General features: G+C 53.6%; 21 protein-coding genes and 1 pseudogene. 16 read left to right on the top strand and 6 right to left on the bottom strand.

Features of this window, described 5'->3' with window-relative positions; genetic code table 11:
* Positions 1-278 precede the first annotated feature (278 nt).
* Positions 279-1,238: a chemotaxis protein gene (locus ACY692_RS04580; protein WP_462324164.1), complete on the bottom strand. Its 960-nt coding sequence runs from the start codon at positions 1,236-1,238 to the stop codon at positions 279-281.
* Positions 1,239-1,694: 456 nt separating this feature from the next.
* Between ACY692_RS04580 and ACY692_RS04575 the strand changes: the two genes are divergently transcribed.
* From ACY692_RS04575 to ACY692_RS04545, 7 genes are all read left to right on the top strand, one after another.
* Positions 1,695-3,428 carry an aldehyde ferredoxin oxidoreductase family protein gene (locus tag ACY692_RS04575; RefSeq protein WP_462324163.1) on the top strand — a complete coding sequence of 578 codons (1,734 nt, stop codon included), beginning with the start codon at positions 1,695-1,697 and terminating at the stop codon, positions 3,426-3,428.
* A 441-nt stretch (positions 3,429-3,869) separates the two neighbouring features.
* A complete protein-coding gene (locus ACY692_RS04570; protein WP_462324162.1) occupies positions 3,870-4,097 on the top strand; it encodes a MoaD/ThiS family protein in 228 nt (75 codons plus the stop codon).
* Positions 4,097-4,798: a HesA/MoeB/ThiF family protein gene (locus ACY692_RS04565; RefSeq protein ID WP_462324161.1), complete on the top strand. Its 702-nt coding sequence runs from the start codon at positions 4,097-4,099 to the stop codon at positions 4,796-4,798. The genes ACY692_RS04570 and ACY692_RS04565 overlap by 1 nt, the downstream gene beginning before the upstream one ends.
* A gap of 618 nt (positions 4,799-5,416) precedes the next feature.
* The gene (locus ACY692_RS04560; protein ID WP_462324160.1) at positions 5,417-7,162 is read left to right on the top strand and encodes a carbon starvation CstA family protein; all 1,746 of its coding nucleotides are present in this window, start codon (positions 5,417-5,419) and stop codon (positions 7,160-7,162) included.
* A 93-nt stretch (positions 7,163-7,255) separates the two neighbouring features.
* Complete coding sequence (locus ACY692_RS04555) at positions 7,256-7,696, top strand: hypothetical protein (protein WP_462324159.1); 441 nt, start codon at positions 7,256-7,258, stop codon at positions 7,694-7,696.
* Entirely contained in the window at positions 7,693-7,977 is a 285-nt protein-coding gene (locus ACY692_RS04550) for a hypothetical protein (protein ID WP_462324158.1), read from the top strand. Before ACY692_RS04555 ends, ACY692_RS04550 begins: the two co-directional genes overlap by 4 nt.
* Positions 7,978-8,327: 350 nt before the next feature.
* A complete protein-coding gene (locus ACY692_RS04545) occupies positions 8,328-9,230 on the top strand; it encodes an ArsA family ATPase (RefSeq protein WP_462324157.1) in 903 nt (300 codons plus the stop codon).
* Between the two features lie 266 nt (positions 9,231-9,496).
* On the opposite strand, the gene ACY692_RS04540 is transcribed toward ACY692_RS04545, so the two are convergent.
* The 3 genes and pseudogenes from ACY692_RS04540 to ACY692_RS04530 form a co-directional block, all read right to left on the bottom strand.
* On the bottom strand, positions 9,497-9,886 hold the full coding sequence (locus ACY692_RS04540; protein ID WP_462324156.1) for a CGGC domain-containing protein: 390 nt from the start codon (positions 9,884-9,886) through the stop codon (positions 9,497-9,499).
* Positions 9,887-10,093: 207 nt separating this feature from the next.
* Positions 10,094-10,433 (bottom strand): annotated as a pseudogene (locus tag ACY692_RS04535) (AIM24 family protein).
* 83 nt (positions 10,434-10,516) lie between these two features.
* Positions 10,517-11,272 carry an HD-GYP domain-containing protein gene (locus ACY692_RS04530; protein ID WP_462324155.1) on the bottom strand — a complete coding sequence of 252 codons (756 nt, stop codon included), beginning with the start codon at positions 11,270-11,272 and terminating at the stop codon, positions 10,517-10,519.
* A gap of 1,181 nt (positions 11,273-12,453) precedes the next feature.
* Here ACY692_RS04530 and ACY692_RS04525 point away from each other — a divergent pair.
* From ACY692_RS04525 to ACY692_RS04515, 3 genes are all read left to right on the top strand, one after another.
* Positions 12,454-13,647: a quaternary amine ABC transporter ATP-binding protein gene (locus ACY692_RS04525; protein ID WP_462324154.1), complete on the top strand. Its 1,194-nt coding sequence runs from the start codon at positions 12,454-12,456 to the stop codon at positions 13,645-13,647.
* Complete coding sequence (locus tag ACY692_RS04520; RefSeq protein ID WP_462324153.1) at positions 13,647-14,486, top strand: ABC transporter permease; 840 nt, start codon at positions 13,647-13,649, stop codon at positions 14,484-14,486. The genes ACY692_RS04525 and ACY692_RS04520 overlap by 1 nt, the downstream gene beginning before the upstream one ends.
* 155 nt (positions 14,487-14,641) lie before the next feature.
* Complete coding sequence (locus ACY692_RS04515; protein ID WP_462324152.1) at positions 14,642-15,499, top strand: glycine betaine ABC transporter substrate-binding protein; 858 nt, start codon at positions 14,642-14,644, stop codon at positions 15,497-15,499.
* 180 nt (positions 15,500-15,679) lie between these two features.
* Here the strand turns inward: ACY692_RS04515 and ACY692_RS04510 are convergent, their stop codons facing one another.
* Positions 15,680-16,069: a flagellar protein FlaG gene (locus ACY692_RS04510; protein ID WP_462324151.1), complete on the bottom strand. Its 390-nt coding sequence runs from the start codon at positions 16,067-16,069 to the stop codon at positions 15,680-15,682.
* A 315-nt stretch (positions 16,070-16,384) separates the two neighbouring features.
* Here ACY692_RS04510 and ACY692_RS04505 point away from each other — a divergent pair, with 315 nt between their 5' ends.
* On the top strand, positions 16,385-17,275 hold the full coding sequence (locus ACY692_RS04505) for a flagellin N-terminal helical domain-containing protein (protein ID WP_462324150.1): 891 nt from the start codon (positions 16,385-16,387) through the stop codon (positions 17,273-17,275).
* Positions 17,276-17,433: 158 nt separating this feature from the next.
* Here ACY692_RS04505 and rnc read toward each other — a convergent pair whose 3' ends face one another.
* Entirely contained in the window at positions 17,434-18,147 is a 714-nt protein-coding gene (gene rnc / locus ACY692_RS04500; RefSeq protein ID WP_462324149.1) for a ribonuclease III, read from the bottom strand.
* Between the two features lie 11 nt (positions 18,148-18,158).
* Here rnc and ACY692_RS04495 point away from each other — a divergent pair, with 11 nt between their 5' ends.
* The 5 genes from ACY692_RS04495 to ACY692_RS04475 form a co-directional block, all read left to right on the top strand.
* A complete protein-coding gene (locus ACY692_RS04495) occupies positions 18,159-20,291 on the top strand; it encodes an acetate--CoA ligase family protein (protein ID WP_462324148.1) in 2,133 nt (710 codons plus the stop codon).
* 178 nt (positions 20,292-20,469) lie between these two features.
* Positions 20,470-21,534, top strand: a complete 1,065-nt coding sequence (locus ACY692_RS04490; protein ID WP_462324147.1) for a phosphotransacetylase family protein — start codon at positions 20,470-20,472, stop codon at positions 21,532-21,534.
* 107 nt (positions 21,535-21,641) lie between these two features.
* Complete coding sequence (locus ACY692_RS04485; protein ID WP_462324146.1) at positions 21,642-23,150, top strand: mechanosensitive ion channel domain-containing protein; 1,509 nt, start codon at positions 21,642-21,644, stop codon at positions 23,148-23,150.
* Between the two features lie 107 nt (positions 23,151-23,257).
* Positions 23,258-24,061: a tetratricopeptide repeat protein gene (locus tag ACY692_RS04480; RefSeq protein WP_462324145.1), complete on the top strand. Its 804-nt coding sequence runs from the start codon at positions 23,258-23,260 to the stop codon at positions 24,059-24,061.
* 30 nt (positions 24,062-24,091) lie between these two features.
* The coding region (locus ACY692_RS04475) for a type II secretion system protein N (RefSeq protein WP_462324144.1) at positions 24,092-24,601 on the top strand (510 nt) is incomplete at its 3' end.

Genomic DNA, 24,601 nt, shown 5'->3' with positions numbered 1-24,601 from the left:
ATCTGAAAGAGAGGGGCCGGTCAAACGGACGGCGGGTGTGGGGGGCTCAGCAAAACATTCCGGGATGATTGGTAAAAGCAAGCCAGGGGCGTCGGCGCGGCCCCGGAGGGATGATTATGCGAAAATGGCATCGGGCTTGAGAAGATGGGGTGAGGAACACTTCCACACCCGTCTTGGCCCTGATCTTGTTGACCAATGCGTCCCTGTACGGACAATGGTCCACAAGGCACGGGGCGATGTGCATCGCGCAGAGGCGGTTCGGGGGCACGGATCGCTGATCACGCGCGTTGCAGATAGTCGGCGATGAGCTGTTCGGCGCGCGTGGCCAGCTGCTGTATTTCCGGCTTGGAGACCTGATCGTCGGCCCCCACTGCCTCGCCCTTATGCTTGAGCCGTTCGGTGACCAGAGAGGAAAACAGGATGACCGGTAGGTTCTTGAGCACGGGATCGGACTTGATACGTTTGGTCAGGTTGAGTCCGTCGATCATGGGCATCTCTATATCCGAGACCACGATCTGGACGAGATCGATGGGCCGAACATCTTCCGCCACCGCCTGCTCCTTGATCTGGACGAGCCGGTCCCAGGCCTCCTTGCCGTTGTTGACGGTTTCAATATCAAAATTGGCCCGCTGGAGATATCCCTTGAGCATGTTCCTGACCACTGCGGAGTCGTCGACAACCAAGGCCCGGTAGCGATTTGTGCGGTGCAGGGTCGGCAGGGGCTTGTCCTGGAGACACATGCTCGGATTCAGTTCGGCGATGATTTTTTCCAGGTCGAGCAAAAAGATGATTTTTTTGTCGATGTGGACCACGCCCGTGATCGTATTGTCGGAAAATCCTCCCAGGTATTGGCTCGGTGGTTCGACTTCGTCCCAGCCGATCCGGTGGATACGATTGACCCCGGAGATGAGGAATGCGTTCACCACTTCGTTGAATTCGGTCACGATGGCCTTTGGATTTTCATCTCCGGGTTTGGTCTTGTGCAACCACGTGTGCAGATCGATGAGGGGGATGACCTTGGACCGAAGATTGAATGCTCCCCGGATGGCCGGGTGGCCGGCATCGGGGATTTCGATGACCTTTTCCGGGGCCCTGATGATTTCAAGCACCTTGGCCACATTGACACCATAGTATCCGCGGTAGACAGTGGGGTCGTCCGGGGTGGCCTCGTCGAGAAAAAATTCCACGATTTCGAGCTCATTGGTGCCAGATTCGAGAAGGATGTGCGATCGTTTCATGAGTGCCCTGTGCTCGGGATGTATTTGGGAGGATATGTTGTCGTACAAAATTTTTTCTTACCTGCCTGAAAACCGGGATTTGATCAATACGCGTCTGGACTGGCCATGCAGGGCGACCCCGAGGGTGTCCAACGGGATGCGGCGCATAAAGGGATACGGGGACACCATGTCCCGGAGATGTCCGGGAAAAGTGACCGTTTCGTTATCTTTTGGCAAAGGAATCGACATCTTCCGGGCCGGGGAAGATTTCAGAAAGATATATTACGATGTCCATTGAGACATATGTCAATAAACCCCGTAAGAACCGCTGGAAAATTCTTTACAAGGCGGTAAAGGGGGATAACATATAACGTATTAATACATCAAAATCGATGATGTCTGATGAGGCATAGCGGACCGATCGTCGAAACAAGCAAGCCCCATGCCGAATATGGGATGAGGACAAAGGAGTTGGGTATGGCACAACTATTACGGATCAATACACGGGAAAGGACTTACGAGTATCAGGAACTCGGAGCGTATGCCGGACTTGGTGGCCGGGCCCTGACGTCCAAGATGCTCCTCAACGAGGTCCCCCCGACCTGCAACCCCATCGGCCCGGATAACAAACTTGTCGTGGCCACCGGGCTGCTTGCCGGAACCATTGCGGCAAATTCCGGACGGATTTCTGTGGGCGCGAAATCTCCTCTGACCGGGGGGATCAAGGAATCCAATTCCGGGGGGATGCTCGCCCTGAAGATGGCCAAGCTCGATCTGCTCGCCGTTGTCCTGGAGGACAAGCCCGCCAAGGACGCTCCCCTGTGCACTATCAAGATCACCAAGGACGGGGTCAGTTTCGAGGACGCTGCAGATCTGGAAGGGACCGGAACCTATGCGGCCGCTGAGAATCTGCTGGCAACCCACGGCAACAAGACCGGTGTCATGCTCATCGGTCCGGCCGGAGAGACCTCACGTTTGGCTTCTTCCATCCAGTTCACCGATCCCAAGGGCCGTCCCGCCCGCGCCGCCGGTCGCGGTGGTCTTGGTGCGGTCATGGGCTCCAAGCGGGTCAAGGCGCTTGTCGTTGACGACGCCGGAGGCATCGGTTCCGACTATGCGGACAAGGAAGCTTTTAAGGAGGCCTCCAAGCGGTGGGCCCAGATACTGCGTGACCATCCCGTCACCGGTCAGGGACTTCCCACCTTTGGTACCGCTATCCTGGTCAACATCATCAATGAGGCCGGAGCCCTGCCCACAAAGAACTTCCGCGAAGGACGGTTCGAGGGGGTTGCCGGGATCACCGGTGAAAAGATGGTCGAGTTCATGGAAGAACGTGGGGGCAGGGCCAAGGAAGGGTGTCATCCCGGCTGCATGATCCAGTGTTCCCAAGCATACAATGACAAGGCCGGCAAATATCTCACTTCCGGTTTCGAATATGAGACCGTGTGGGCCTTCGGTGCCAACAGCATGATCGACGATATCGACGCCATCGCCCAGATGGACCGTATGTGCGACGATCTCGGGCTGGACACCATCGACATGGGTAACGCCATCGCCATGGCCATGGACGGTGGGGTCATCCCCTGGGGCGACGCACAGGCCGCTATCGACCTCATGGGACGGATCTATGACAAGAAGGATCCCTTGGGCCGGATCATGGGCAACGGGACCGCCTTTGCCGGTGAGGCCTTTGGTGTGGAACGCATCCCCGTGGTCAAACGCCAGGCCCTCCCAGCGTATGATCCCCGTTCGGTCAAGGGCGTCGGCGTGACCTATGCTACGACTCCCATGGGTGCCGACCACACTGCCGGGTACGCCGTGTGCCAGAATATTCTCAAGGTTGGTGGTGATGTCGATCCCTTGAAGAGCACGGACGATAACATCGAGACCTCAAAGAACCTGCAGATCGCCACGGCCGCAGTGGACGCCACCGGTTTGTGCCTGTTTGTGGCCTTTGCCGTTCTGGATACCGAGGACTCCCTGGATGTGATTGCCAAGATGATCAGCGCCAAGTATGGGATTGATTTCAAGGCCTCGGATGTGGCACCCGTGGGTATCGGTGTCCTCAAGGACGAATATGCCTTCAACGAGGCCGCCGGTTTTACCAAGGTCCACGACCAGCTGCCCGAATTTTTCAGCAAGGAAACACTGCCCCCGCACAACACCCGGTGGGAATACTCCATCGAGGACCTGCAGAAGGCCAAGGTGTAATCTTTTACTGAAAAACGTGATCTGAAAACGAGAAAAGGCGGCCGCAACGGCCGCCTTTTTTTTGCCTGAATATATTGGGTAGGATGGTGCCGTAGCTTTGCTGCGTTGGTACGTCGTCTAGGACGTGGTCCGGGATCTTTCGGGATTGCTGGAAACTGTTCCAAGATTCCGGAGAGGTGCACGGACCTGGGAAAGCCCGGGGCAAGCGCAAGATGACGTCGTTTACGGGGCAAATCTTTTTTATGCGAGCACACGTTCGAAAAACATCGTTCACAGCAACCGCGGACGATACTCTCCATAGGCGCTACTCTCTGTTTTTCTGCGGTTCCCGGGGCGCAAAAAACGGGTGATTCATGATGTACATTTACAATCTTGGGTTTTGGAAAATGTACCCGAATATGCACCTGGATTTACAAAATGGTTTGGGTAGAGGAGGGATTCATGCTCATAGATGTACAATGTTTCGCTACCCTGGCTTCCCATAGTCCCAAGGATGGGAGCCTGGACGTCGAGGAAGGCACGAGGATCGATGATCTCCTCGCAAGCCTGGAAATTCCCATTGATGAAGTCCGGCTGGTATTCATCAATGGGAAGAACCGGCCGGATTGGTCCTGCAGGATACAAGAGGCTGACAGGGTGGGCATTTTTCCCCCTGTGGGAGGAGGATGATGCACAGGGGGTGGCCACAAGATATCGATCGCCATATCAAGAACCGGGATTCATTGGGGCCCGGCGACCAAGAGCGATTGGCCCGGGCCCATGTTTTGGTCGCCGGAGCGGGGGGATTGGGCGGATATGTCATCGAATTGCTGGCCCGCATCGGGGTCGGTCAGCTGACCGTGGTTGACGGTGACAGATTCGAACCCTCCAATCTCAACAGGCAGCTTTTGTGTCTGGAGGACAATCTCGGGTCCCCCAAGGCCGAGGCCGCTCGGGAAAGGGTCGCCCGGATCGACCCGGGGGTTGTGTGCCGGACCGTGCCCGAATTTTTGGACCGCAAGGGATTTTGCCAGCATATTGCCGGCGTATCCCTGGTTGTCGACGCCCTGGGCGGGATCTCTTCCCACAGGGAATTGTGCGCCGCATGTTTGGGACGGCAAAAACCCCTGGTCACCGGAGCGATTGCCGGTTGGACGGGATTTGCCGCCACTGTCCTGCCCGGTGGTCCAGATCCCGGTTTCTTATGGCAGACGGATAACGGCAAGGATGCGGAGGGTATTCTGGGCAGTCTTGCACCCATGGCCGCGGCCATTGCGGCCGTGCAATGCGCCGAGGCCGTAGCCTGTCTGACGGGCGAGCAGCCATGCCTGTCTGGAAAACTGCTCGTCGTGGATTTGCGCCAGGGATCGTTTGAGACCGTCGAGTTGTGACCTGATCCGGTTTGTTCCCCCATTTTCTCCCGGAATATCTATCTATTCAGGTCAAAATTTTATTATCACAGCATGGTAAAATTGACCGCCAAATCTGAGTGCTGACCAAAAAATTGAGAAATTGGAGGATTCCAAAAGATTAAGAAATGAAAGACCTACGTGCCAACCCCTTATAATCTCATAACTCCTGCAGCTTTATAATTCTGATTCCTGGAAAATGTGCCCGAAGAGTCACGGAATTTTTGGAGTTACAATCCAGGTTCTTGGGCCGTGCAGCCGCATGGTTACCCCGATATTTTGATTTTTTTTATGAACCCACTGGAATATTATCTGTTTTTGCTATAAAAGACGGATGCTTTCTTGTTGGACACCCAAAATACTCTTCAGGCACCGGCCCCCAAGCGATCATGCCCAAGACTGGAAACCAGGTTTTGGGGAAGCTATTGTCGGACGTGTTTGGTGGACGGCGGGGAGCAGAGCCGGTTCCATGGAGGCGGCCCGGGAATGTTCGCAAACGGGACCGGAAACCGGTGGCCAGGAGATGTGTGGCCTGGCAGCCTATGGCGTGTGGGTTGGTTTTTTTCTCAACGTAATGTTATTCTGACAAAGGAGAAGAGGATGGATGCATTAGTTATGATGGTTCTCGTGCTCGTAGGGTACATTATCATGTACCGTCTCTACGGCCGATTCATCGGTCAGAAAATTTTCGCCCTGGCCAAGGACCGACTGGTCCCAGCCAAGGAATTTGAAGACGGGGTGGACTTCGTTCCCACCAAGAAGGAAGTCATTTTTGGACACCACTATGCCTCGATCGCCGGTACCGGCCCCATTGTCGGTCCGGCCATCGCCGTTATCTGGGGATGGCTGCCGGCCATCATCTGGATCTTCGTGGGCAGCATCGTCATCGGTGCGGTGCACGATTTCGGTGCCCTTGTCCTCTCGATGCGTAACCAGGGCAAATCCATCTCCGAGTACACCAAGAAATACATCAATCCCAGAACCGGATTGATGTTCTTTGTCATCGTGTTCATGGAGCTGTGGATATTCATCGCCATTCTCGGGCTGGTCATGGCGGTTATCTTTGCCAAGTATCCGGCCGCGGTCTTTCCCGTATGGATGGAAATCCCCATCGCCATCTATCTCGGCTACCTGGTGTACAAGAAGGGCAAGAGCATCCTCGGGCTTTCCATCCTGGCGATTATCGCCATGTACGTGACCGTTATTATTGGTGTGTACATGCCCATCAATCTTCCCGTCATCGCGGGCATTCCCCCGACCGGAGGATGGACGCTCATCCTTTTGACCTATGCCTTCATCGCCTCGGTGCTCCCCGTTACCACCCTGTTGCAGCCCCGTGATTTCATCAATTCCCACCAGCTCGTCGTGGCCATGGTTCTTTTGGTCGGTGGTGTCCTGGTGGCCGGTTTTTCCGGTCAGATGGAAATCGTCGCTCCTGCCGTACAGGCAACACCTGAGGGTGCTCCCCCCATGTGGCCCTTCCTGTTCATCACCATCGCCTGCGGGGCTATCTCCGGATTCCATGCCTTGGTCTCTTCAGGTACCACCTCCAAGCAGGTCGAAAGCGAACAGGATGCCCTGGTCATCGGTTATGGCGGCATGCTCATGGAAGGTGTCCTGTCCACCCTGGTCGTTGTCGCGGCAACCGCAGGCATCGGCATGGGCTACGAGGCAGACGGACAGCTGCTGAGCGGGACCGCTGCCTGGACCCAGCACTATGCCTCCTGGGCCGCAGCGGCCGGTTTGGCTTCCAAGATAGGGGCCTTTGTGGACGGTGGGGCGAACATGATCTCCACCCTCGGTGTGCCTGTTGCCTGGGCCGTGGCCATCATGGGCGTTTTTGTGGCCTCCTTTGCCGGAACTTCTCTGGATACGGCCACCCGTATCCAGCGGTACATCTCCACCGAGCTCTTCACCCGTTTTGGTGTCGGCGCCTTCAGAAATATCTATGTGTCCACCGCGTTCGCGGTCATCTCCGCGGCCATCCTGGCCTTTGTGACCGGTGCGGACGGAAAGGGCGCTCTGAAGCTCTGGCCCTTGTTTGGTGCCATCAACCAGTCCCTGGCCGCATTGGGACTGGTGGTCATGACCGTTTATCTAAAGAGCAAGGGCGGCGGAAAATGGGTCTTCAGCGCCGTTCCGGCGGCCTTCATGATCGTCATGACCATGTGGGCGGCGATCATGAACCAGATAAAGTTCCTGGGCGGGAGCAATATCCTGCTGATCGTGTCCAACTCCGTGATCATTCTCATCGTCGCGGTCATCGCTTTCGAGGGCGTGGTCAAGTTTATGAGCACCTCTCCAGATGCCTCTGGACCCGGTGCCACGGCTTCTTCCAAGAGCTAGCCGAGACCATAAGTAGACAAGCGCCCGGGTCCGTCCGGGCGCTTGTCTTTTTGCCCGAAAACGGGCCGACAAGGATTGACGATGCAGTCTGAAATGCTCACAAAAAATTTCCAACAATGGTATTTGGCCGTTCTGACCCCGGCATGTCTGGCCATGGTTGTTCTGGCCGCGTGCAGGACGTTGGGAGTGGAACTCTTGGCCGAACAGGCCGGGCGACCGGTGACCATGTCACTCCTCGTCCTCGCGGGAGTCCTTGCCTTTGCCCTCCCCCTGTGGCTCAGGATTCTGTTTTGCAGAACCCAGACCGGGAAAAGCGGCATTGGGTTGGACGGGTTCATTGTCTTTGAAAAGCGGTTCATCCTTGCCGGGGTACTGGCAACGTACATGGTCCCTTTGGGGTATTTGTGCAATCTTCCCCAGGTGCCCCTGTTCTGGATCATGCTTTTTGCCCTGTATGCCGGATACTATTATTTCCCGTCCCAAAAAAGGATCGATCTGGAAGTGAAAATTTTTCGGGTCCAGGGGGTTGGATGAAACTGTCCGATCTCAAGGAGAAAATCCGCTCTGCCCTGGCTACCTTCGAGGAGATCAACAAGGAACGGGCCACGGAAACCCTGGAATGGGAGGTGGGCGAAATGGAGAACATCTTTGCAGTGCTCGTGCTCGGGTCCTTCATCGGCATCCCCTCTCCGCCCATTCAGGTAACCCTGGAACTCCTGCCCCTCATGGAGCGTGAGCTTCTCCTCATGACCAACAAGGTGGCCACCTCATCGGACCCCTTGGCGGAAGTCTGTTCGGTTCTGGATGCGTTTTGATGCAAACGGTCCGTAGGGCACCCGCAAGGAATACCCCGACACGTTGACTGCCCGGAAACGGAACAAAAATCCGTTCTAAAAATCCCGTATTCCAAACGGGTTGTTGATGCCTTACATTCTCCCGGCCCTTCCCCTCCCCCCTAAACTCTCTAAAATCTCTCAAATCTCCAAAAAATCCATTACCCTCTTTGTGGGGGTGCATCCGACCATCTGCTTTTTTAGTACCTTACTCGTAAAAGTCTGCCATAAAAAACAAGAAAATTCTACAACCGATTGAACGTAAAACGTAAAACCTAAAACCAAAAACTTAAAACTGCGGTTTGGCCGCATCAGACCATGGTACTTTCAACATGACCCAGCACATCCATATGTTCATCGGTAAAGGCGGGGTGGGTAAGTCCACTTCGTCGGCGTTGACCGCGCTCTATGCGGCCACGTCGGGTCGTAAGACCCTGCTCGTTTCCATGGACCCGGCCCACAATCAATGCGATATTTTTGAGCGGCGTCTTTCAGAAAAGCCGGAAAAGGTGGCCGAAAATCTCGAGGTCATGGAGGTGAATGACAAGGCTTGGGAAGAAAAATATCTCAAGGAGACCTTCCGGCATCTTCAGGAGACCTATAGTTACCAGAGCGCTTTCGGACTGGGGAACTATTTCAAGGTATTAAAATATTCTCCCGGGGTGGAAGAGTACGCCCTGACCCTGGCCTTCTCCCATATTCTTGAGCGCTATGCGGACAGGGATATCCTGGTCTTTGACATGCCGCCCACTGCCCAGTCACTCCGTTTTCTCTCTCTGCCGTCCATCACCAGGATCTGGCTCGAGGAGTTGCTCAAGCTACGCCGGGCCATCCTGAAGAAAAAGGAGATCATCTCGGCCATCAAGGTGGGAAAAAAGGAGATGGAACAGGACAGGATTGCGTCGCGTCTGGGAAAGATGGGGGAGCAATACTGTAAACTGGGTGATCTTTTTGAAGGGGCGAGCATGCACATGAACGTGGTCATGAATCCGGACAAACTGGCCTTTTCAGAGTCCCTGCGCATCAGAGAGAAACTGGCTGAGATAGGCATCGCCCCTGCCCGTGTCTTTTTGAATAAGATACGGCCCGAGGATGATATCGATCATGTCCTGAAAGCCTTTGAGGGAGTGCCTATCCAGCGGTTGCCTATGGCTGACTATCAGGTGACCGGAGTGGATAATCTGCTGGCCTATATGAAGGACCAGCCGGATCTTGGCGGGGTGTTCTCTGGGTAGGATTTTTTTTGATTCCGGGCGATTATCCTTATTCTAGTGAGGCCCGGGATCTTGGGTGAGATGGAAACTCTCTCTGATGCCCAATCAAACTGTCGGCCACATTTCCCAAGATCCCGGATCACGTCCGGGACGGAGTGATCATGTTCGTGTCCCGGTTTTTGTCTTCCCGCCTTTCCTTGTCTCCGTAGATAATTTGCTCAAAGACATAGGGCGTTTGTCTGTTCGCTACCCCGCACACCGGGGGGCACTGCCGGATGGACGACAGATTACCGGGCGGGCGTGAAAACTTCCGGGACGTATCCCTTGGGCAGATGGGCCGAGCCCTTGATACAGGTGATCCCGGCCTCATCGGCGATGCGCCGGGCCATTTTGTCGGTATGGTCGCAGAAACCGTTGCCCAGTGACCAGGTCATACCTTCCTCCCGTTTGCAGAATAGGCAGGTGCACAAGTGTATGACTTCGGCCCCCTTGCTCTTGAGTAGTTTTGCCTTTGCCACGACATCGTCCCCGGGACAGTGGCAGGTCATGACCCCGGTGAGGGTGGTTCCGTCGTAGCCGGCAAACCCCTGCTTCTTGTCCTGCAGGCAGGTGAAACAGCCGGTCAGGGGGCATTTGTCCAGGTTCTTGTCGCAGCGAATGAGTCCGATTTTTGTCATGCGTTTTCTCCTTTGAGCTGTAGATGTCGGGGAGGTCACCGGTTTTTGTGCGGACCTCCATGGATGGGATCAAAATTTTTGGAGGCTTTTAGCCCAATATGCAGAAGATGAAAAGGAGAGATCTGGAAGGACCGGCTTGTTTGTCCATATGGCCAAACGGAAAAAAGGCGTCTCCCGGATAGGAGAAACGCCTTTTTTTCCGTTTGGTCATTGTTGCAGTTGCAGGGGCGCAGTCATTGTCCCCGTCGAAAAACCGCCAAGGACCGATCCTTCGCCTTTCTGGTTTCCCCCCGCCTTGGGGGCCTGGGCGATGATCCGGTCGGCCAGGCGGGAGAAAGGCAGGCTCTGCAGATAGACCGTGCCCGTCCCCTGGAGTGTTGCGAAAAAGAGTCCTTCACCCCAGAAAAACATTGGTTTGGGGGAGCCGGCCCGTTGGATATCATAGCCGATCCCCTGCGTGGAGGCCACCAGACAGACGGTGTCCACGCAGGGGTTCATCTTTGAGTTCCTTTTTGACCACGGTTCCTCCGGCATGGACAAAGGCCATGCCATCGCCCTCCAATTTCTGGAGGATAAATCCCTCTCCACCGTCCATCCTCCTTCCCACAGGGCTCCCGAGAGAGAACCTGCTCATGGAGTGTGGCCGATCTCGGTTACGAACGTGTCGACAATCTCCGGATCAAGGCTTGGCCCGGCAAGTTTCTTCAGGATCGAGACCGCCCTGTCCCGGCCCATGGCTTTCTGGTAGCTGCGCTGGGTTGTCATGGCGTCAAAGCAGTCGGCAACGCTGACGAAACGGGCCAGGACGGGAATTTCTTCCCCTTTGAGGCCCCGGGGATACCCCTGGCCGTCCAGCCGTTCGTGGTGGCAGAGGACCAATTCCGGGACCACACCCAGAAAATCGAGGTTGTTCAGGATCTCGAATCCCCATGTGGGGTGCTTTTTGATCCGTTCCATCATCAGATCACTGGGCCGGGTGTCCTCATTGGTGAAGATGTCGTCTGAAAAGCCTATTTTTCCGATGTCATGGAGAATACCGGCAAGCCGTACGGATTCGGTTTCTTTGGCGGAGCAACCAGCCCGTCCAGCCGTTCGCGCGGCAAGGTCGCCCACCCGTTGGCCATGCCCACGTGTATAGTCGTCCCGAGTGCCCAATGCGTCTGCAATACTTGCTACCGTGAGCAGGGTATTTTTGCGGATCTGATCGTTGAGCTGTTCGAGATTGAGTTCACGGGCCTCGATGCGGACCATCATCATGCCCACCGCCTCGGCGATCCGGCGGATGTGGGCCGGTTGGTTGTCCTTGGTCAGTTCCATTATTGCTCCGGAGTAATCTCCGGAAGCAATGGCCTCGATGTGTTCGATGAGTTGTTTTGTTTGGTCCATAGCTTGTGTGGGGAGTGGAGGTAGTTGTGAACGATGATGGTTTCCCGTCTACCCCAAACCACCGTTCCAGGCAAACACCGGGTGACGTACAAGGAAAACCCTACCGTGATGACCTTGCCATGAACGACTCACCGTGAGAAGCAGGGGGTGCGCGCAGGATATCCCGGTCCTGTAAGACCCGTGCCCAATCCATTGTTTTTTCTCGTCTCCCGGGGGGCGAAAAAACGGGCGCTGCCAAAAAGCTTTTTACTGTGACGGGAACAGACCGCATGGAAAACCTCCTGGGGATTTTTGAGGGTAAAGGATAATTATGTACGTATCCTTTTTATAATAAAATAAAAAACTAGACAAGAAAAATGCAGAATCATGTACTAATGCGGCCAAGCCGCAGTTTTACGTTTTGGGTTTTACGTTCAATCGTTTGTATGATTTTCTTGTTTTTTTATGGTAGAATTTCATGGGTAATGTAATAAAAAACATGTAATGCGTACGATCATTTTGCTTTTATGCATATATTGTTATTTGGTTGTTATCTTAAATAATTTCTAACAGTAAATATTTTTTTGATCTTTTTATACGCATATTTGTTTTTTTAATGAAAAATGTATTGAAAGTAAAAATATAATTGAATGATTTTGTATATATTTTTGTTTTTCAGTATTGAAAAGATTTTTTTTCTATACTTTATTAGTGTTGAATTTTAGCATTTTGTGTTCGGAATAATTGTATTATTTTTTGGATGTATAGACAATTTGTTGTTTATGAATTTGGATGGGAAAAATATTTCTTATTCTTTTTTTTAAATTTTTTTTGAATATTTTTCATTCATTAAAAAATTTAAAGTAAAAATATATAAATAAAATTTGATGAAATGTCTTAATAAAAAAAAATTTTTATATCATGATATAAAAAAATACAAATTTTTTGTTTGTGTAAAACAAAAAAGATTGGATAATTATGCAACAATAATATTTTTTTAAAAAAGACAATATTCAATTTCAAGGAAAAAGTCTTAATTTGACATTAAGATTATCTATGATAAATGATCTGACTAACTAAAGAGTGATCAGGTTTTTTGTCTTGGGGAAACCAGAGTTCAGCTGTCGTTTATGGCCTGTCCTGCAGTTCAGCAGGATTTCTCGTTTCCCCCCTTTTTTAGTAAACGAAACCCGAAGGTGATGATGTCAAAAATACGCGTTCGAAATCTTACCAAAATTTTTGGCTCCAACCCGAGCAAGGGGTTGGAGCTACTCAATAATGGTGAGTCAAAGGATGAGATTTTCAAGAAGACCCGTCAAAGTGTTGGAATTTCCAATGTGTCCTTTGATGTTGAAGAAGGTGAAATATTAGTCGTCATGGGGCTTTCCGGAAGTGGAAAGTCGACGCTGGTTCGGTGTGTCAACAGGCTCATAGAGCCGACAGCCGGCGAGGTGGTGCTGGACGGCGAGAATCTTGGTGAGCTGACCCCCAAGGAATTGCGTGATGTTCGGCTGAAAAAACTTGGGATGGTTTTCCAGAATTTTGCCCTTTTCCCCCATCGGACGGTCCTGCAAAACGCTGAATATGGCCTGGAAATCCAGAAAGCCGATCCGGACGCGAGAGAAAAGAAGGCCATGGATAGTCTGGACCGTGTCGGCCTCAAGGGCTGGGAGCATGCCTACCCGAAACAATTGTCCGGTGGAATGCAGCAACGTGTCGGTTTGGCCAGGGCCCTTGCCCTTGATCCGGACATTCTCCTTATGGATGAGGCTTTCAGTGCCCTCGACCCCTTGATCCGCCGGGATATGCAGGATGAACTCCTCGCCCTGCAGGAGGAGATGCAGAAGACCATCGTCTTTATCAGTCATGATCTGGACGAGGCCCTCAAACTCGGGGACCGTATCGTGCTCATGAAGGATGGTATGGTTGTTCAGATCGGCACCCCGGAGGATATCCTCACCAATCCGGCCAATGAATATGTAGAACGGTTTGTCGAGGACGTGGATATTTCCAAGGTGCTCACGGCCGATTCGGTGATGAAAAAGTCCGAGGCCGTCGCCCATATCAAGAGCGATGGACCCCACGCCGCCCTGAGGAAGATGAAGTCGAACGCTATCTCTTCCCTTTTCGTCGTGGATAAGGAACGCCACCTGATCGGTGTCGTTTCAGCAGAAGACACGGCCGAACTCGTCAAACAGGGGAGCAAGGACCTCACCCCGATCATCAATAAGAATATAACCACGGTGAACATGGATACCCCGGCCAACGAATTGTTTGAATTGCTCAAGGATATTCCTTACCCCTTGTCCGTGGTCGACGAGAAAAACAGACTCAAAGGCGTGATCATCAGGGGACTCCTCTTGGCCGCCATAGCTGAAAGAGGAGGTCAGGCCTAATGAATATTCCACGCATGCCTCTAGGTGCTTGGATCGAAGCGGCCCTGGATTTCATGGTAGAGCATTTTTCCTTTGCGACCAAATCGTTTGCCGTGGTTACGGAAAAGGGCCTCTCTTGGTTGGAGAACGGGATGAAATTTCTGCCCCCCTGGCTTTTCATCCTGTTGGCTGCCGGACTGGTTTGGTATTTGAGCAAACGGAACCGTGGCTTGGCCCTTTTTACCGTGGTCGGACTCTTGCTCATCTGGAACCTCGGACTCTGGTCCGCCACCGTGAGCACCATCGCTCTCGTGGTCGTGGCCACGTGTATTGCCATTATGATTGGTGTTCCTTTGGGCATTGGTGCTGCCCTGAGCAATGTCATGTACAAGATCACCATGCCCATTCTCGACTTTATGCAGACCATGCCGGCCTTTGTCTATTTGATCCCTGCCATTCCTTTTTTCGGTCTGGGTAAGGTCTCGGCCATCTTTTCCACGGTCATTTTTTCCATGCCCCCGGCCATCCGTTTGACCTGTCTGGGCATCAAACAGGTCCCCATAGAGTTGAATGAATGCGCCGAGGCCTTTGGCTCGAGCAGATGGCAAAAGCTGGTCAAACTGCAGTTGCCCTTGGCCACGCCCACAATCATGGCCGGTGTCAACCAGACCGTCATGCTCGCCCTGTCCATGGTCGTCATCGCCTCGATGATTGGAGCCAAGGGCCTTGGTGGCGAGGTATGGAAGGCCATCCAGCGGCTGCAGCCCGGACGGGGATTCGAGGCCGGCCTGGGGATCGTTATCGTGGCCATCATTCTGGACCGGGTGCTCCAGAAGGTCGGGGGATCCTCCAAATCGTGATCCCTGCAGTTTTGTTCCCACAAGATCTCGTATAAAGATAGACCCTTTGGCGACATGCCGGTCCGGGGATGCCGACCGGCATGTCTTTTTATGTTCAAACAACGGTTCCTACCCACGTGCTTTTTTTATGGAACCGCAACGACTGGAGGTCAGGTATGAAAATCCGTACAGTAGTGATTATGTGTGTCGCCGCATTGTTCATGTGTGCTTCGACGGGAACATCCTTTGCCGGTAGCAAGGGCAAGATTCGTTTGGCGTATGTAGAATGGGATTGTGCCACCGCCACAACCAATGTGGCCCGGGCCGTATTGGAAGAAAAGATGGGCTATGACGTGGAGACCTTGCCGGTCGCCGCTGCAGCGATGTGGGCGGCCACGGCCGACGGAGATGTGGACGGAATGTTGGCTGCGTGGCTGCCGGTGACCCACTCCAGCTACTACAAACGTTTCATCAAGGATGTCGATGACCTGGGTCCCTTGGTCACCGGTGCCAAGATCGGTTTGGTGGTTCCCAAGTATGTGACCATCGATTCCATCGCCGAACTGGAAGCCAACGCCGACAAGTTTTCCGGACGGATTATCGGGATCGATCCCGGTGCCGGTGTCATGGCCCGGGCAGAAGATACTATCGAGGCCTATGATATCGATGACATGGAGCTCATGGAAGGAAGTGGTGCCACCATGACGGCCGCTCTTGGGGACGCCATCAAGCACAACAAATGGGTCGTTGTCACCGGTTGGGCACCCCATTGGAAGTTCGGTCGCTGGGAGCTCAAGTTCCTTGAGGACCCCAAGGGCATCTTTGGTGAAGCTGAAGATATCCATACCATCGTCCGCAAGGGCTTGAAAGAGGACAAACCCGACGTCTACCGTTTTCTGGACAATTTCAAGTGGACCAGAAACCAGATGGAAACCGTCATGGCCTGGGACCAGGAACCCGGAGCCAATCGGTATGAAGATGCCAAACGTTTTGTGAAAGAGAACCCCGAGCTGGTTAATTCCTGGTTGAAGTAACCACGTGGTTTCAAGCTGAAAAAAATCCCCTGGAGGCATCAAGCCTTCAGGGGATTTTTTTGGCACGAATGGTTTTTGTTAGCCTATAGAATTAAAATACCTGCATTGGTAGCATTCGTTAGAAAACGACCCGATCCAAACGGTGCCGCTAGCAGAAAGCAGGGAATAACAACTCTGCGTTTACAGGTCCCTATCAACCAAAAATCCAACTGACTCCTTGAGGGATGCGGCCATGTTAAGGATCTCATCCGCAGGAATTTTTTTGATGACCTTGTCCGAGCTGGGATCGATGATCTCGACCTGGATGGTCTCGGTACGTTTATCGACCTTGAACTTCAGGCTTACGCCCATGGCGTCCCAGAATTGCTCGAGCGCATTGCTCACTCGGTCGATTTCAGCTTCTTGAATATTCTTGTGGTCAAGGGACTTTTCCTCCGTGGGAGCGGGAGTCGAGTCCCGGAGGTCTTTTTTCTGGGGAAATTCGGTGGGGAATTCCGTCTGGGCTGGCGGCGTGACGGCCTCCGGACCGGAGGGTTCCCGTTTTTTGGGCTCAATGGTTTCAACGTGCATGGCTTGGCTCCCGGTGGCTCTTTATGGATCGAAATCCTCTAAAAGATTTATCGGCCAACCATGGATTTTCTTTAGTCGTCCAAATAACGAGCCGAACTTTTGGATGTGACGGCCCATGGTTGGGCTATGCGGAAATTTTGACAGCAACGGAAGGGATTCGGGGTGGATATTTGACGCTTGGCCTGTGATCGGGACGGCAAAAAATGCCCCTGTTATATTCTAGTATTTTGAAATTAAAAGATAAATTTTTGATGGCACCTTGATTGCTAGTAAGAGTTACAAAATGCACACAAGCCTATCAAGGAGGGTTTTAGTATGTCTTTGGTCATCAATCACAATCTTATGGCGATGAACTCGGCCAGGAATTTGAGCAGTTCCTACAACAGCCTCTCAACCTCAACCAATAGGCTCTCCTCGGGTCTCCGGATCAACAGTGCCGCCGACGACGCCGCCGGACTGGCCATTCGGGAATTGATGCGCTCGGATATATCGACCATCAACCAGGGGACACGTAACGCCAACGACGCCGTATCCATGATCCAGACGGCCGACGGCGCCCTCGGGGTGATCGATGAAAAGCTGATCCGCATGAAGGAATTGGCCGAACAGGCCGCCACCGGTACCTACACCTCGGACCAGCGACTGATCATTGATTCAGAATACCAGGCCATGGCCTCTGAAATTTCTCGGATCGCCAACGCGACCGACTTCAACGGGATCTATCTGCTCAACGGGAACCTTTCCAGCGAGAATCACACTGGAAGTAACCTGGATTCCTCGGGTGCCCTGCGGGTCCATTTCGGCACCGGTAACGATTCCAAGGAAGACCACTACGATATCAAGATCGGTACGGCAACGGCCTCTGCACTCGGTGTGGGGCTGAACGCTGAGACGGATGCGGGCAAGTCCATTTCGACCCAGTCTTTGGCTGAAAATGCCCTGGATGCCCTGAATGAGGCCATCATCTCCAAGGACCAGATCAGGGCCAACCTGGGTGCCCTGCAGAACCGGCTCGAGGCCACGGTCTCCAACCTGAATGTCCAGGCGGAAAATCTGCAGGCAGCGGAATCCCGGGTTTCCGATGTGGATGTCGCTACGGAGATGACGGAATTCACCAGACAGCAGATCAAGACCCAGTCGGCAGTGGCCATGCTTTCCCAGGCCAATTCACTGCCGCAGATGGCCATGCAGCTGATCCAGGGATAATCGCTGATTGATCCCGAATAGCTCCAGACTGTCCACGTGTGCTGGTGACCAAGACAACCCTGCGGAAAGGCGGCTTTCCGCAGGGTCTATATGGTCCTTCGGTCCGCGTGATCCCCGCCAGGTGGCCTCTTGTCGGGAAATCGTTCGGCGGAGCGGGCTCATTCCATCCCAACCCCTAGGGACATAAGGGCGTTGTGGGCCGCTTTTTGTTCGGCCTTTTTCAAACTGGTGTCTCGGGCAATCAGTGTTTCTCCGGATGGCAGTGCGGCTTGGACGACATATATCTTGGCGTGCTCCGGCCCCTCGCTGTCCAGTAATCGGTAGGTGGGGCGGGCCTTGTCAGTTTTTTGGGTTATTTCCTGCAGTTTGCTCTTGTAGTCCTTGGGCCTCGGTGTGGTCGGATATGCCGGCCAGAAGGGGCCAAAGAGGTTTGCGATGCACTGCCGGACAGCACCGAATCCACCATCAAGATAGACCGCGCCGACAACCGCTTCCAGGGCGTCGCTGAGAACCGACTCCCTTGTCCTTCCACCCTGGATCATTTCTCCTTTACCCAAGAGGAGATATTCTCCCAGCCCGATATTTCTGGCTACTTGTGCCAGACCGGGTTCGCTGACCAATTTCGCCCGTAACCGGGTCAACTCCCCTTCATGGATTTCCGGGAATCTATTGTACAATTCCGTGGAAACACATATCTCTACAACTGCGTCCCCCAGGAACTCCATCCGCTCGTTGCTGCATGTATCATGCTCGTTGGCATAGGAGCTGTGGGTGAGCGCAGTGACTAAAAGCTTGACTTGAGAGAATTCATAATGGATAGCCCGTTGCAGGTTCTCCATTTCTTTGGCGTTGTTTTCCAATACTTGCTCCATAGGTTTTTTGCATGCGAGTGACTTCCCTCGATCCTCTTTTCTCCCCCCGATCCATCCTTGTCCTTGGAGATTCCGGCCAACCAGGAACGCCCGTTTCCACCATCGTGGATCGACTTGTTTCATCCGGCTATCAGGGGCACATTGTTCCTATTGTCCCGGATTGTCGTGAAGTTTGTGGAACGTGCACGTACAAGGATTTACAAAGCGCACCCGCTACGGATCTTGGAGTCGTCTGCCTTCCCCTCGAACGACTGGTGCACGCCCTGGTATCGATGGGTGGTGCGGGGATCAAGACGGTCATATGTCTGGCACCCGGTGAGACAGAGACCCGTGCGGAGGAATTCATCCACCAGGAACGGGTTTGTTCATTGGTGCGTGATAGGGGAATGCTCGTACTCGGTCCTAAAAGTTTGGGTCTAATAAACCCTCGTGAAGGAGTCAACGCAAGTCTGGGGCTTCCAGATATTATCCCGGGAAATATAGCTTTTTTCTCTCAGTCCGGTTCCTTTTGTCATGGTTTCCTCGATCTTGCCCAGGGGCACCAACTGGGGTTTTCCAAATGTGTCAGCTTGGGAAACAGGTCCCTGGTCAGTGAGTGCGATATGCTCGAGTTCCTGGGGAATGATCCGGACACGGAGGTGGTTGTCGGCTATCTCGAGGGGGTATCCGATGGCCCGCGTTTTTTGCGTATCGCCCAGGATGTGGCCAAGAAAAAACCCGTGATCATGGTCCGACCGGGCAACACGCCGCGCGGGACCACCGCCGCACTCTTCCATAGGGATTCCGTTCTCGGTTTTGGGACGACCTATACCACCGTTTTCGAGCAGGCCGGGGTCGTCCGGCCCCATGACATACCATCCCTGCTTGCCCTCTGCCAGGGTTTTTCCAGGCAGCCTCTTCCCCACGGAAACCATGTCGGCATTTTGACCAACTCCGGGAGCTTCGGCATTATCGCCGCAGATGGTGCCTCCGGCGTAGGGTTGGAACTCCCGCGATTTTCAGCCCGAACCTTTGAGAGGATCAAGGGGGTCGTTCCCGGGTATGCGACAATGTACAATCCGGTGGACGCGGGTTCCCACGCCGACGGGATGGTGTACGCACGTATCATGGAGAGCATGGACGCGGATCCGCACATACATGCGGTTGTGGCCATCATCACTCCACGCCAGAACATCGATCTCATGGATATTGCCCAACATGTCGTAAACATGGCCGAAAGAATGACCAAGACTACATTGGTCTGTGTTCCCGGTGGTGCCGGCAGCGACCCCGCAAGGTCATTCCTCGAGTCCAATGGGGTGCCCTGCTACAGGGAACCGGACTATCTATTGTACGCCCTGCGGAACATGCACGATTGTTTCAGACGGCAGCGTAAACCCTATCCCGTTGAGGTCTGTTATCGCCGGGATAGTCCAAAAATAAAAAAAATACTCCTCGACGCCCGTAAACAGGGAATTCTAGAGCTCAAGGGGATCGATGCCCAGCCCTTCCTCACTGGGTATGAAATCCCCTTCTTGGATATGAAATTGGCCCGAACGGCCAAAAGTGCGGCCAAGATGGCCCGTAAGATGGGTTTTCCCGTCGTGCTCAAGTTGGCATCCCCCCAGGAGGGGCAGTACCAAGGAGAACAGACCATTGCCCTTGACGTGGAGGACAATGGGAGTGTCTACCAGGCCTTTTGGAATGTCACCGAGGGGACTCGTCGGTTGTGGCCGGAAATGTTTATCTCCGGATGTTTGGTCCAAAAACAGGCCGGCCCCCTGGCCAAGGAAGTCTCCATTGGCTTGGTCCGGGATCCCCAGTTCGGTCCGCTGGTATCTTTTGCCCTGGCCGGTTCGGATGGTCGTGGCCGGGAAGATTGTTCCTACCGGATCGCCCCCTTGAGCCTGGAGGACGCCCACGACATCATTCGGGAACCCTGGGGGGGGCCGATCCTGCTGGGTCGGCGTGGGGAACCGGGAGTCCATCTCCGTTCCCTCGAGGATATGTTGTTGACGGTTTCCCAGATGGCCCTTGATTGTCCGGAAATCATCGAGGCGGAATTCAGCCCGGTCTTTGTCGACGACCATCAAACCGTGGTCGGGGATGTCAAGCTGGTGCTTTCGCCCTGGGATCCCCTTGTTCCGGCCGTCATTGGACGGTGATCGGTCTGGTTGTCCGGGGTGGGTATGCCGGGGGGCACTCCGGAAAGGAAAACAGGGTGTGGCCCCGGTGTCTGGGATCAAACCCACCGGGGGGGGTGGGAGCGGTATGGGGGTACAGCCTGGGTACCGCTCTGGATAGAGTATAATGCGCTAACGGATGCACTGCTGCGGAGGTTTCATGTTGGGAATCTATGTTGGGGCCACTTCGGCCTATGCCGGCAAGAATCTTGTCGCTATGGGCCTGGGGCTCAAATTGCAAAAGGATGGATACCGTGTTGGGTACATGAAGCCCATAGGCGCGTTACCGTTCAAGAAAGACGGAAAGCCGGGAGACGAGGACGCCTTTTTTGTCCAAGAGATTCTCGGCTTGGATGATGATCCGCGTGACGTCACTCCGGTGGTCGTGGACCAGGATTTTATGGTCAGGGCCTTTTCAGGGCGGACCGAGGATTTCATGCCGCGGATAGAGGCCGCTTATGCAAAGCTCGCCAAAGACAAGGACGTGATGATCGTCTCCGGATCCGGGAGCATGTTTTCAGGAAAATACTGCAATCTGGACGGGGTGAGCATCGTCAAAAGGCTGGGGATCAAGTCGCTGGTCATCGACCGGTTCGACAAGGAACTCAAATACGATTATTTGGCCGTGATGAAGGAGACCCTGGGCGACCATCTTCTGGGGGCTGTGCTCAACGACATCCCCCCGTCGTTCATGCGTGAGCTGACGACCATGCTCGTTCCCTTTTTCGAACAGCAGGGTATCCATATCCTGGGAACCATGCCAAGCGACCCGCTCATGGGAGCGATCCGGGTGGAAGATTTGTGTGATCGGCTCGGGGGCAAGCTGATCACGGCCCAAGAGAAGAAGGACAGGGTTGTGGAAAATTTTCTCATCGGGACGATGCAGGTGGAAAACTTCATGACCCATTTCAAGAAAAGCCGTCGTTCTGCGGTCATCGTCGGTGGGGACCGCTCGGATGTGCATCTTGTGGCCTTGGAAGGACAGTGCGAATGTTTGGTCCTGACCGGTAACCTCTATCCCAATGACATCATCATGACCCGGGCCGAAGTCCTTGGAATTCCGCTCGTTCTGGTCAAGGACGACACCTATGCCGTGGCCCAGAAGATGGAGGCCATTCTCTCCCGGTGCAAACTCCGCGATACCGTCAAGATCCAGCACGGGGCCCAGCTGGTGGCCTCGTTGATCGATTTCGAACATATCAGGGAACAAACGGGTCTGACCTAGTCTCAACAGGGCATGGACAGTTTGTTTGGAGAAAGGCAAGGGGCTGGTTGGCCCTTTGCCTTTTTTTATGCGCTCGGGTACAAACAGCCGCAACAGCAACTACAACCATGGATCATGTTCCTATGGATTTTTCACGGCGTTTTCCCGAATTGTTCGCTTCCATTTCCCTGGAGGCCTGGCTTCTCCTGGTCCTTTTGTTCGTTATCTACGGCGGGGTCTCGCTCGCCCTCCACCTTGCATCCAAACGTTACAATGTCGCTATTAAGACGGTCAGGTTTTTGAAATGGCTGGTTATTTTCATCTGTTTGTATATCCTCGAGTACGGGGTTCTTCCTAAAATCGGTATGGACATCCCCGAAAAGGGGATTTTTTTTGCCAAAGCCGTGGTCGTTTGGTTCATGGTCATCCGTTTTTTGGATGGCTGGTATGCCGAGATCTATCTGAAGAAGATCAAACGGCAACAGGTCAACCACATTTTCATCGATCTGACAAAGTTTGTGTGCTTCATTGTCATTGGCGTTATTATTCTAAAAAGCGCCTTTGACATCGATCCAAGCTCCATCCTCACCTCCTCGGCCATCCTGACCGCGGTTATCGGTTTTGCCATGCAGGATACCATCGGCAGCCTTATCTCGGGATTGCTCATCCAGATCGAGACCCCCTTTGCCATTGGCGACTGGATTGCCGTGGCCACCCACGAGGGCAAGGTTGTGGAAATCAGCTGGCGGTACACCAAGATCCGGACTATCAGCAAAGACTATGTTCTCATCCCGAACAACAGCATCTCCAGGGATACTCTGGTGAATTTCAACCGGCCCATCCCCTATGTCCGGCGAAGGATCAACATTGGGGTGGATTTTTCCATCCCTCCGGTCCGGGTGAAGACCGCACTCATGGAGGTGCTGGAAAAGTCATCGATCATTCTCAAATCGCCTGCGCCCATTATTCGTCTGATGGAGTACGGGCCGTACAGGATGGAATACCGGATCATTTTTTATGTCCGCGAATTCGATGCCGCCAGGCGGGCTGTTGATGAAATCAACACCTCTATTTGGTATCAATTTCGCAAGGAACATATTCCCATCCCCTATCCCCAGAGCGAGCTGGCAGTGAAAGAATACCATCAGCCCAGGGATGAAACCCAAACAATCCTAGAGACTCTTAGAAATATCACCCTGTTTAAGGGAATGACAGACGAAACCCTGGAGCTTTTGGTCAGGTCGTCATATGTGAAGGGGTTTTTGCAGGACCAGATTATTGTCCGCAAAGGGGGGACCGACACAACCCTGTTTGTCCTCCTGGAAGGCAGGGTCGTGGTCGAATGTGACGGCAAGAGCCTGGCCGAGTTTGGGCAAGGTGATTTTTTCGGGGAAATGGCCCTGCTGACCGGGGAACCCCGTTCCGCGGATATCAAGGCGGTAGAGCCCGTCCGGTGCGTGGTGGTCGACCGGGAAGGCTTCCGGATGATCCTGGCCAAGTCGCCCCGCATCTATGAAAATATCCAGGCCATGTTCAACGAGCGTATGCTCGACCGGGACAAAAAAGGCATGCTGCACCACAAAAAAATTGCAGGGGCCGGGTTGTTGGAGAGGTTCAGGCAGATATTTATGGAGTAGGAAAAGTGAAAAAAAACAGGATGGAAATAACGTCCTTGATCCCCGTGACCCGATTCGGTCTCCTTTTTTGTTGTCTAGGTTTGTTGGTTATTGGTTGTGGAGATCGGTTGGCCAAACATAATCAGGACCCGCATCCCGCTTCTGCGAACCTTGCCACAGGTATACAGGCAATTGAAAAAAAGGACTATTCCACCGCGATCAGTATCTTTGACAGGGTCATCGCGGCACGTCCTAACAATGCGTTGGCAGTATATAACCGTGGATATTGTTTTCAGAAAACCGGGGACTTTTTAAGTGCTGTTGCCGATTATTCCGCTGCTCTGGGGATTGATCCGGGCATGGTCCGGGCCACATGCAACCGGGGAACAGCGTTCTTCGAAAACGGTCAGAAGGATGAAGCCCGGGCGGTGTGGGATACGCTTGTCAAGGAGCATCCTGACTATGCTCCCGCTTATTACAATCTTGGCATGTACTATCTTGGCAAAAGGCAGTATGAAAGGGCGATCAGGGAATTTTCCAGTGCCGTCGAGCATGATCCCTCCATGGCAGCTGCTTTTGTCAACCGGGGAAACGGCTATGTGGCCATGGGTGAAAACGAGAAGGCTGTCCAGGATTTTAGTACTGCTTTGGACGTAAAAGTTACTGATGCCCAGATTTATTTCAACCGTGCCGTGGCCTATGATGAGATGACCGACTATGATGAGGCCATTTCCGACTATACCAAGGCCGTGGAGTTTGATCCGGATTTTGCGGCGGCCTATTACAATCGCGGTATTTTGTACATGAGGTTAGGCGGTAAGAGGCTCGGGTGCGCGGATATGAGTCAGGCCTGTGCTCTGGGACTCTGTGATCGCTACAAGCAGTTGCAGAAGATGGGCGAATGTCCCATGGATGTTGATGAAGACAACTAATCGGAACCATTCAGGATACGGGTGCTTTCAGTGTTCGGATTGACAAAGGGGCTTGCCGGCCTAGGGGCGATGTTTACCGGCTCCAAGGCTGGTCTGCAGGTTGTGGGGCAGATCCTGAGCGTGCCCGTGCTGACCAGGCTCGTCAATTTGGCGGTGATCACCCTTGTGGTGTGTATGCTCATGTTCGCATGGCTGGATCGTTATGAAACCGTATTGGACGACGAGACCACGTTGAGCGGCCAAGATTCCTTTACCGGGCAACCCGGATCAAAGGTGGGGACGCCATCGCGGTCCAAAGGGCTTGGTGAGTACCGGGCCATTGCCGGTAGGGACCTGTTTGGAACGGTCAAACATGCCGTCACGGAAGAGCCCAAGCAGGAAGAGGTCGAAATTGAGCAGATGCCCTTGGCTTCCCTTCGGCTTAAATTGATGGGTACCGTGGTTGCCAGTGACCCGGCGATGCGCACGGCCGTTATTGCCGAGGCCAACGGGCGCAACGAGCGGATGTACCGGGAAGGTGAGAGCGTCAAGGGTGCCACT

It is taken from the genome of Desulfoplanes sp., from assembly GCF_054921335.1.
This window is presented reverse-complemented; position numbering and strand designations above follow the sequence as displayed.

Excerpts from the sequence above, each read along its gene's own strand:
- ACY692_RS04580 (WP_462324164.1), bottom strand. The coding sequence starts at position 1,238 with ATGAAACGATCGCACATCCTTCTCGAATCTGGCACCAATGAGCTCGAA.
- ACY692_RS04575 (WP_462324163.1), top strand. The coding sequence starts at position 1,695 with ATGGCACAACTATTACGGATCAATACACGGGAAAGGACTTACGAGTAT.
- ACY692_RS04570 (WP_462324162.1), top strand. The coding sequence starts at position 3,870 with ATGCTCATAGATGTACAATGTTTCGCTACCCTGGCTTCCCATAGTCCC.
- ACY692_RS04565 (WP_462324161.1), top strand. The coding sequence starts at position 4,097 with ATGCACAGGGGGTGGCCACAAGATATCGATCGCCATATCAAGAACCGG.
- ACY692_RS04560 (WP_462324160.1), top strand. The coding sequence starts at position 5,417 with ATGGATGCATTAGTTATGATGGTTCTCGTGCTCGTAGGGTACATTATC.
- ACY692_RS04555 (WP_462324159.1), top strand. The coding sequence starts at position 7,256 with ATGCTCACAAAAAATTTCCAACAATGGTATTTGGCCGTTCTGACCCCG.
- ACY692_RS04550 (WP_462324158.1), top strand. The coding sequence starts at position 7,693 with ATGAAACTGTCCGATCTCAAGGAGAAAATCCGCTCTGCCCTGGCTACC.
- ACY692_RS04545 (WP_462324157.1), top strand. The coding sequence starts at position 8,328 with ATGACCCAGCACATCCATATGTTCATCGGTAAAGGCGGGGTGGGTAAG.
- ACY692_RS04540 (WP_462324156.1), bottom strand. The coding sequence starts at position 9,886 with ATGACAAAAATCGGACTCATTCGCTGCGACAAGAACCTGGACAAATGC.
- ACY692_RS04530 (WP_462324155.1), bottom strand. The coding sequence starts at position 11,272 with ATGGACCAAACAAAACAACTCATCGAACACATCGAGGCCATTGCTTCC.
- ACY692_RS04525 (WP_462324154.1), top strand. The coding sequence starts at position 12,454 with ATGTCAAAAATACGCGTTCGAAATCTTACCAAAATTTTTGGCTCCAAC.
- ACY692_RS04520 (WP_462324153.1), top strand. The coding sequence starts at position 13,647 with ATGAATATTCCACGCATGCCTCTAGGTGCTTGGATCGAAGCGGCCCTG.
- ACY692_RS04515 (WP_462324152.1), top strand. The coding sequence starts at position 14,642 with ATGAAAATCCGTACAGTAGTGATTATGTGTGTCGCCGCATTGTTCATG.
- ACY692_RS04510 (WP_462324151.1), bottom strand. The coding sequence starts at position 16,069 with ATGCACGTTGAAACCATTGAGCCCAAAAAACGGGAACCCTCCGGTCCG.
- ACY692_RS04505 (WP_462324150.1), top strand. The coding sequence starts at position 16,385 with ATGTCTTTGGTCATCAATCACAATCTTATGGCGATGAACTCGGCCAGG.
- rnc (WP_462324149.1), bottom strand. The coding sequence starts at position 18,147 with ATGGAGCAAGTATTGGAAAACAACGCCAAAGAAATGGAGAACCTGCAA.
- ACY692_RS04495 (WP_462324148.1), top strand. The coding sequence starts at position 18,159 with ATGCGAGTGACTTCCCTCGATCCTCTTTTCTCCCCCCGATCCATCCTT.
- ACY692_RS04490 (WP_462324147.1), top strand. The coding sequence starts at position 20,470 with ATGTTGGGAATCTATGTTGGGGCCACTTCGGCCTATGCCGGCAAGAAT.
- ACY692_RS04485 (WP_462324146.1), top strand. The coding sequence starts at position 21,642 with ATGGATCATGTTCCTATGGATTTTTCACGGCGTTTTCCCGAATTGTTC.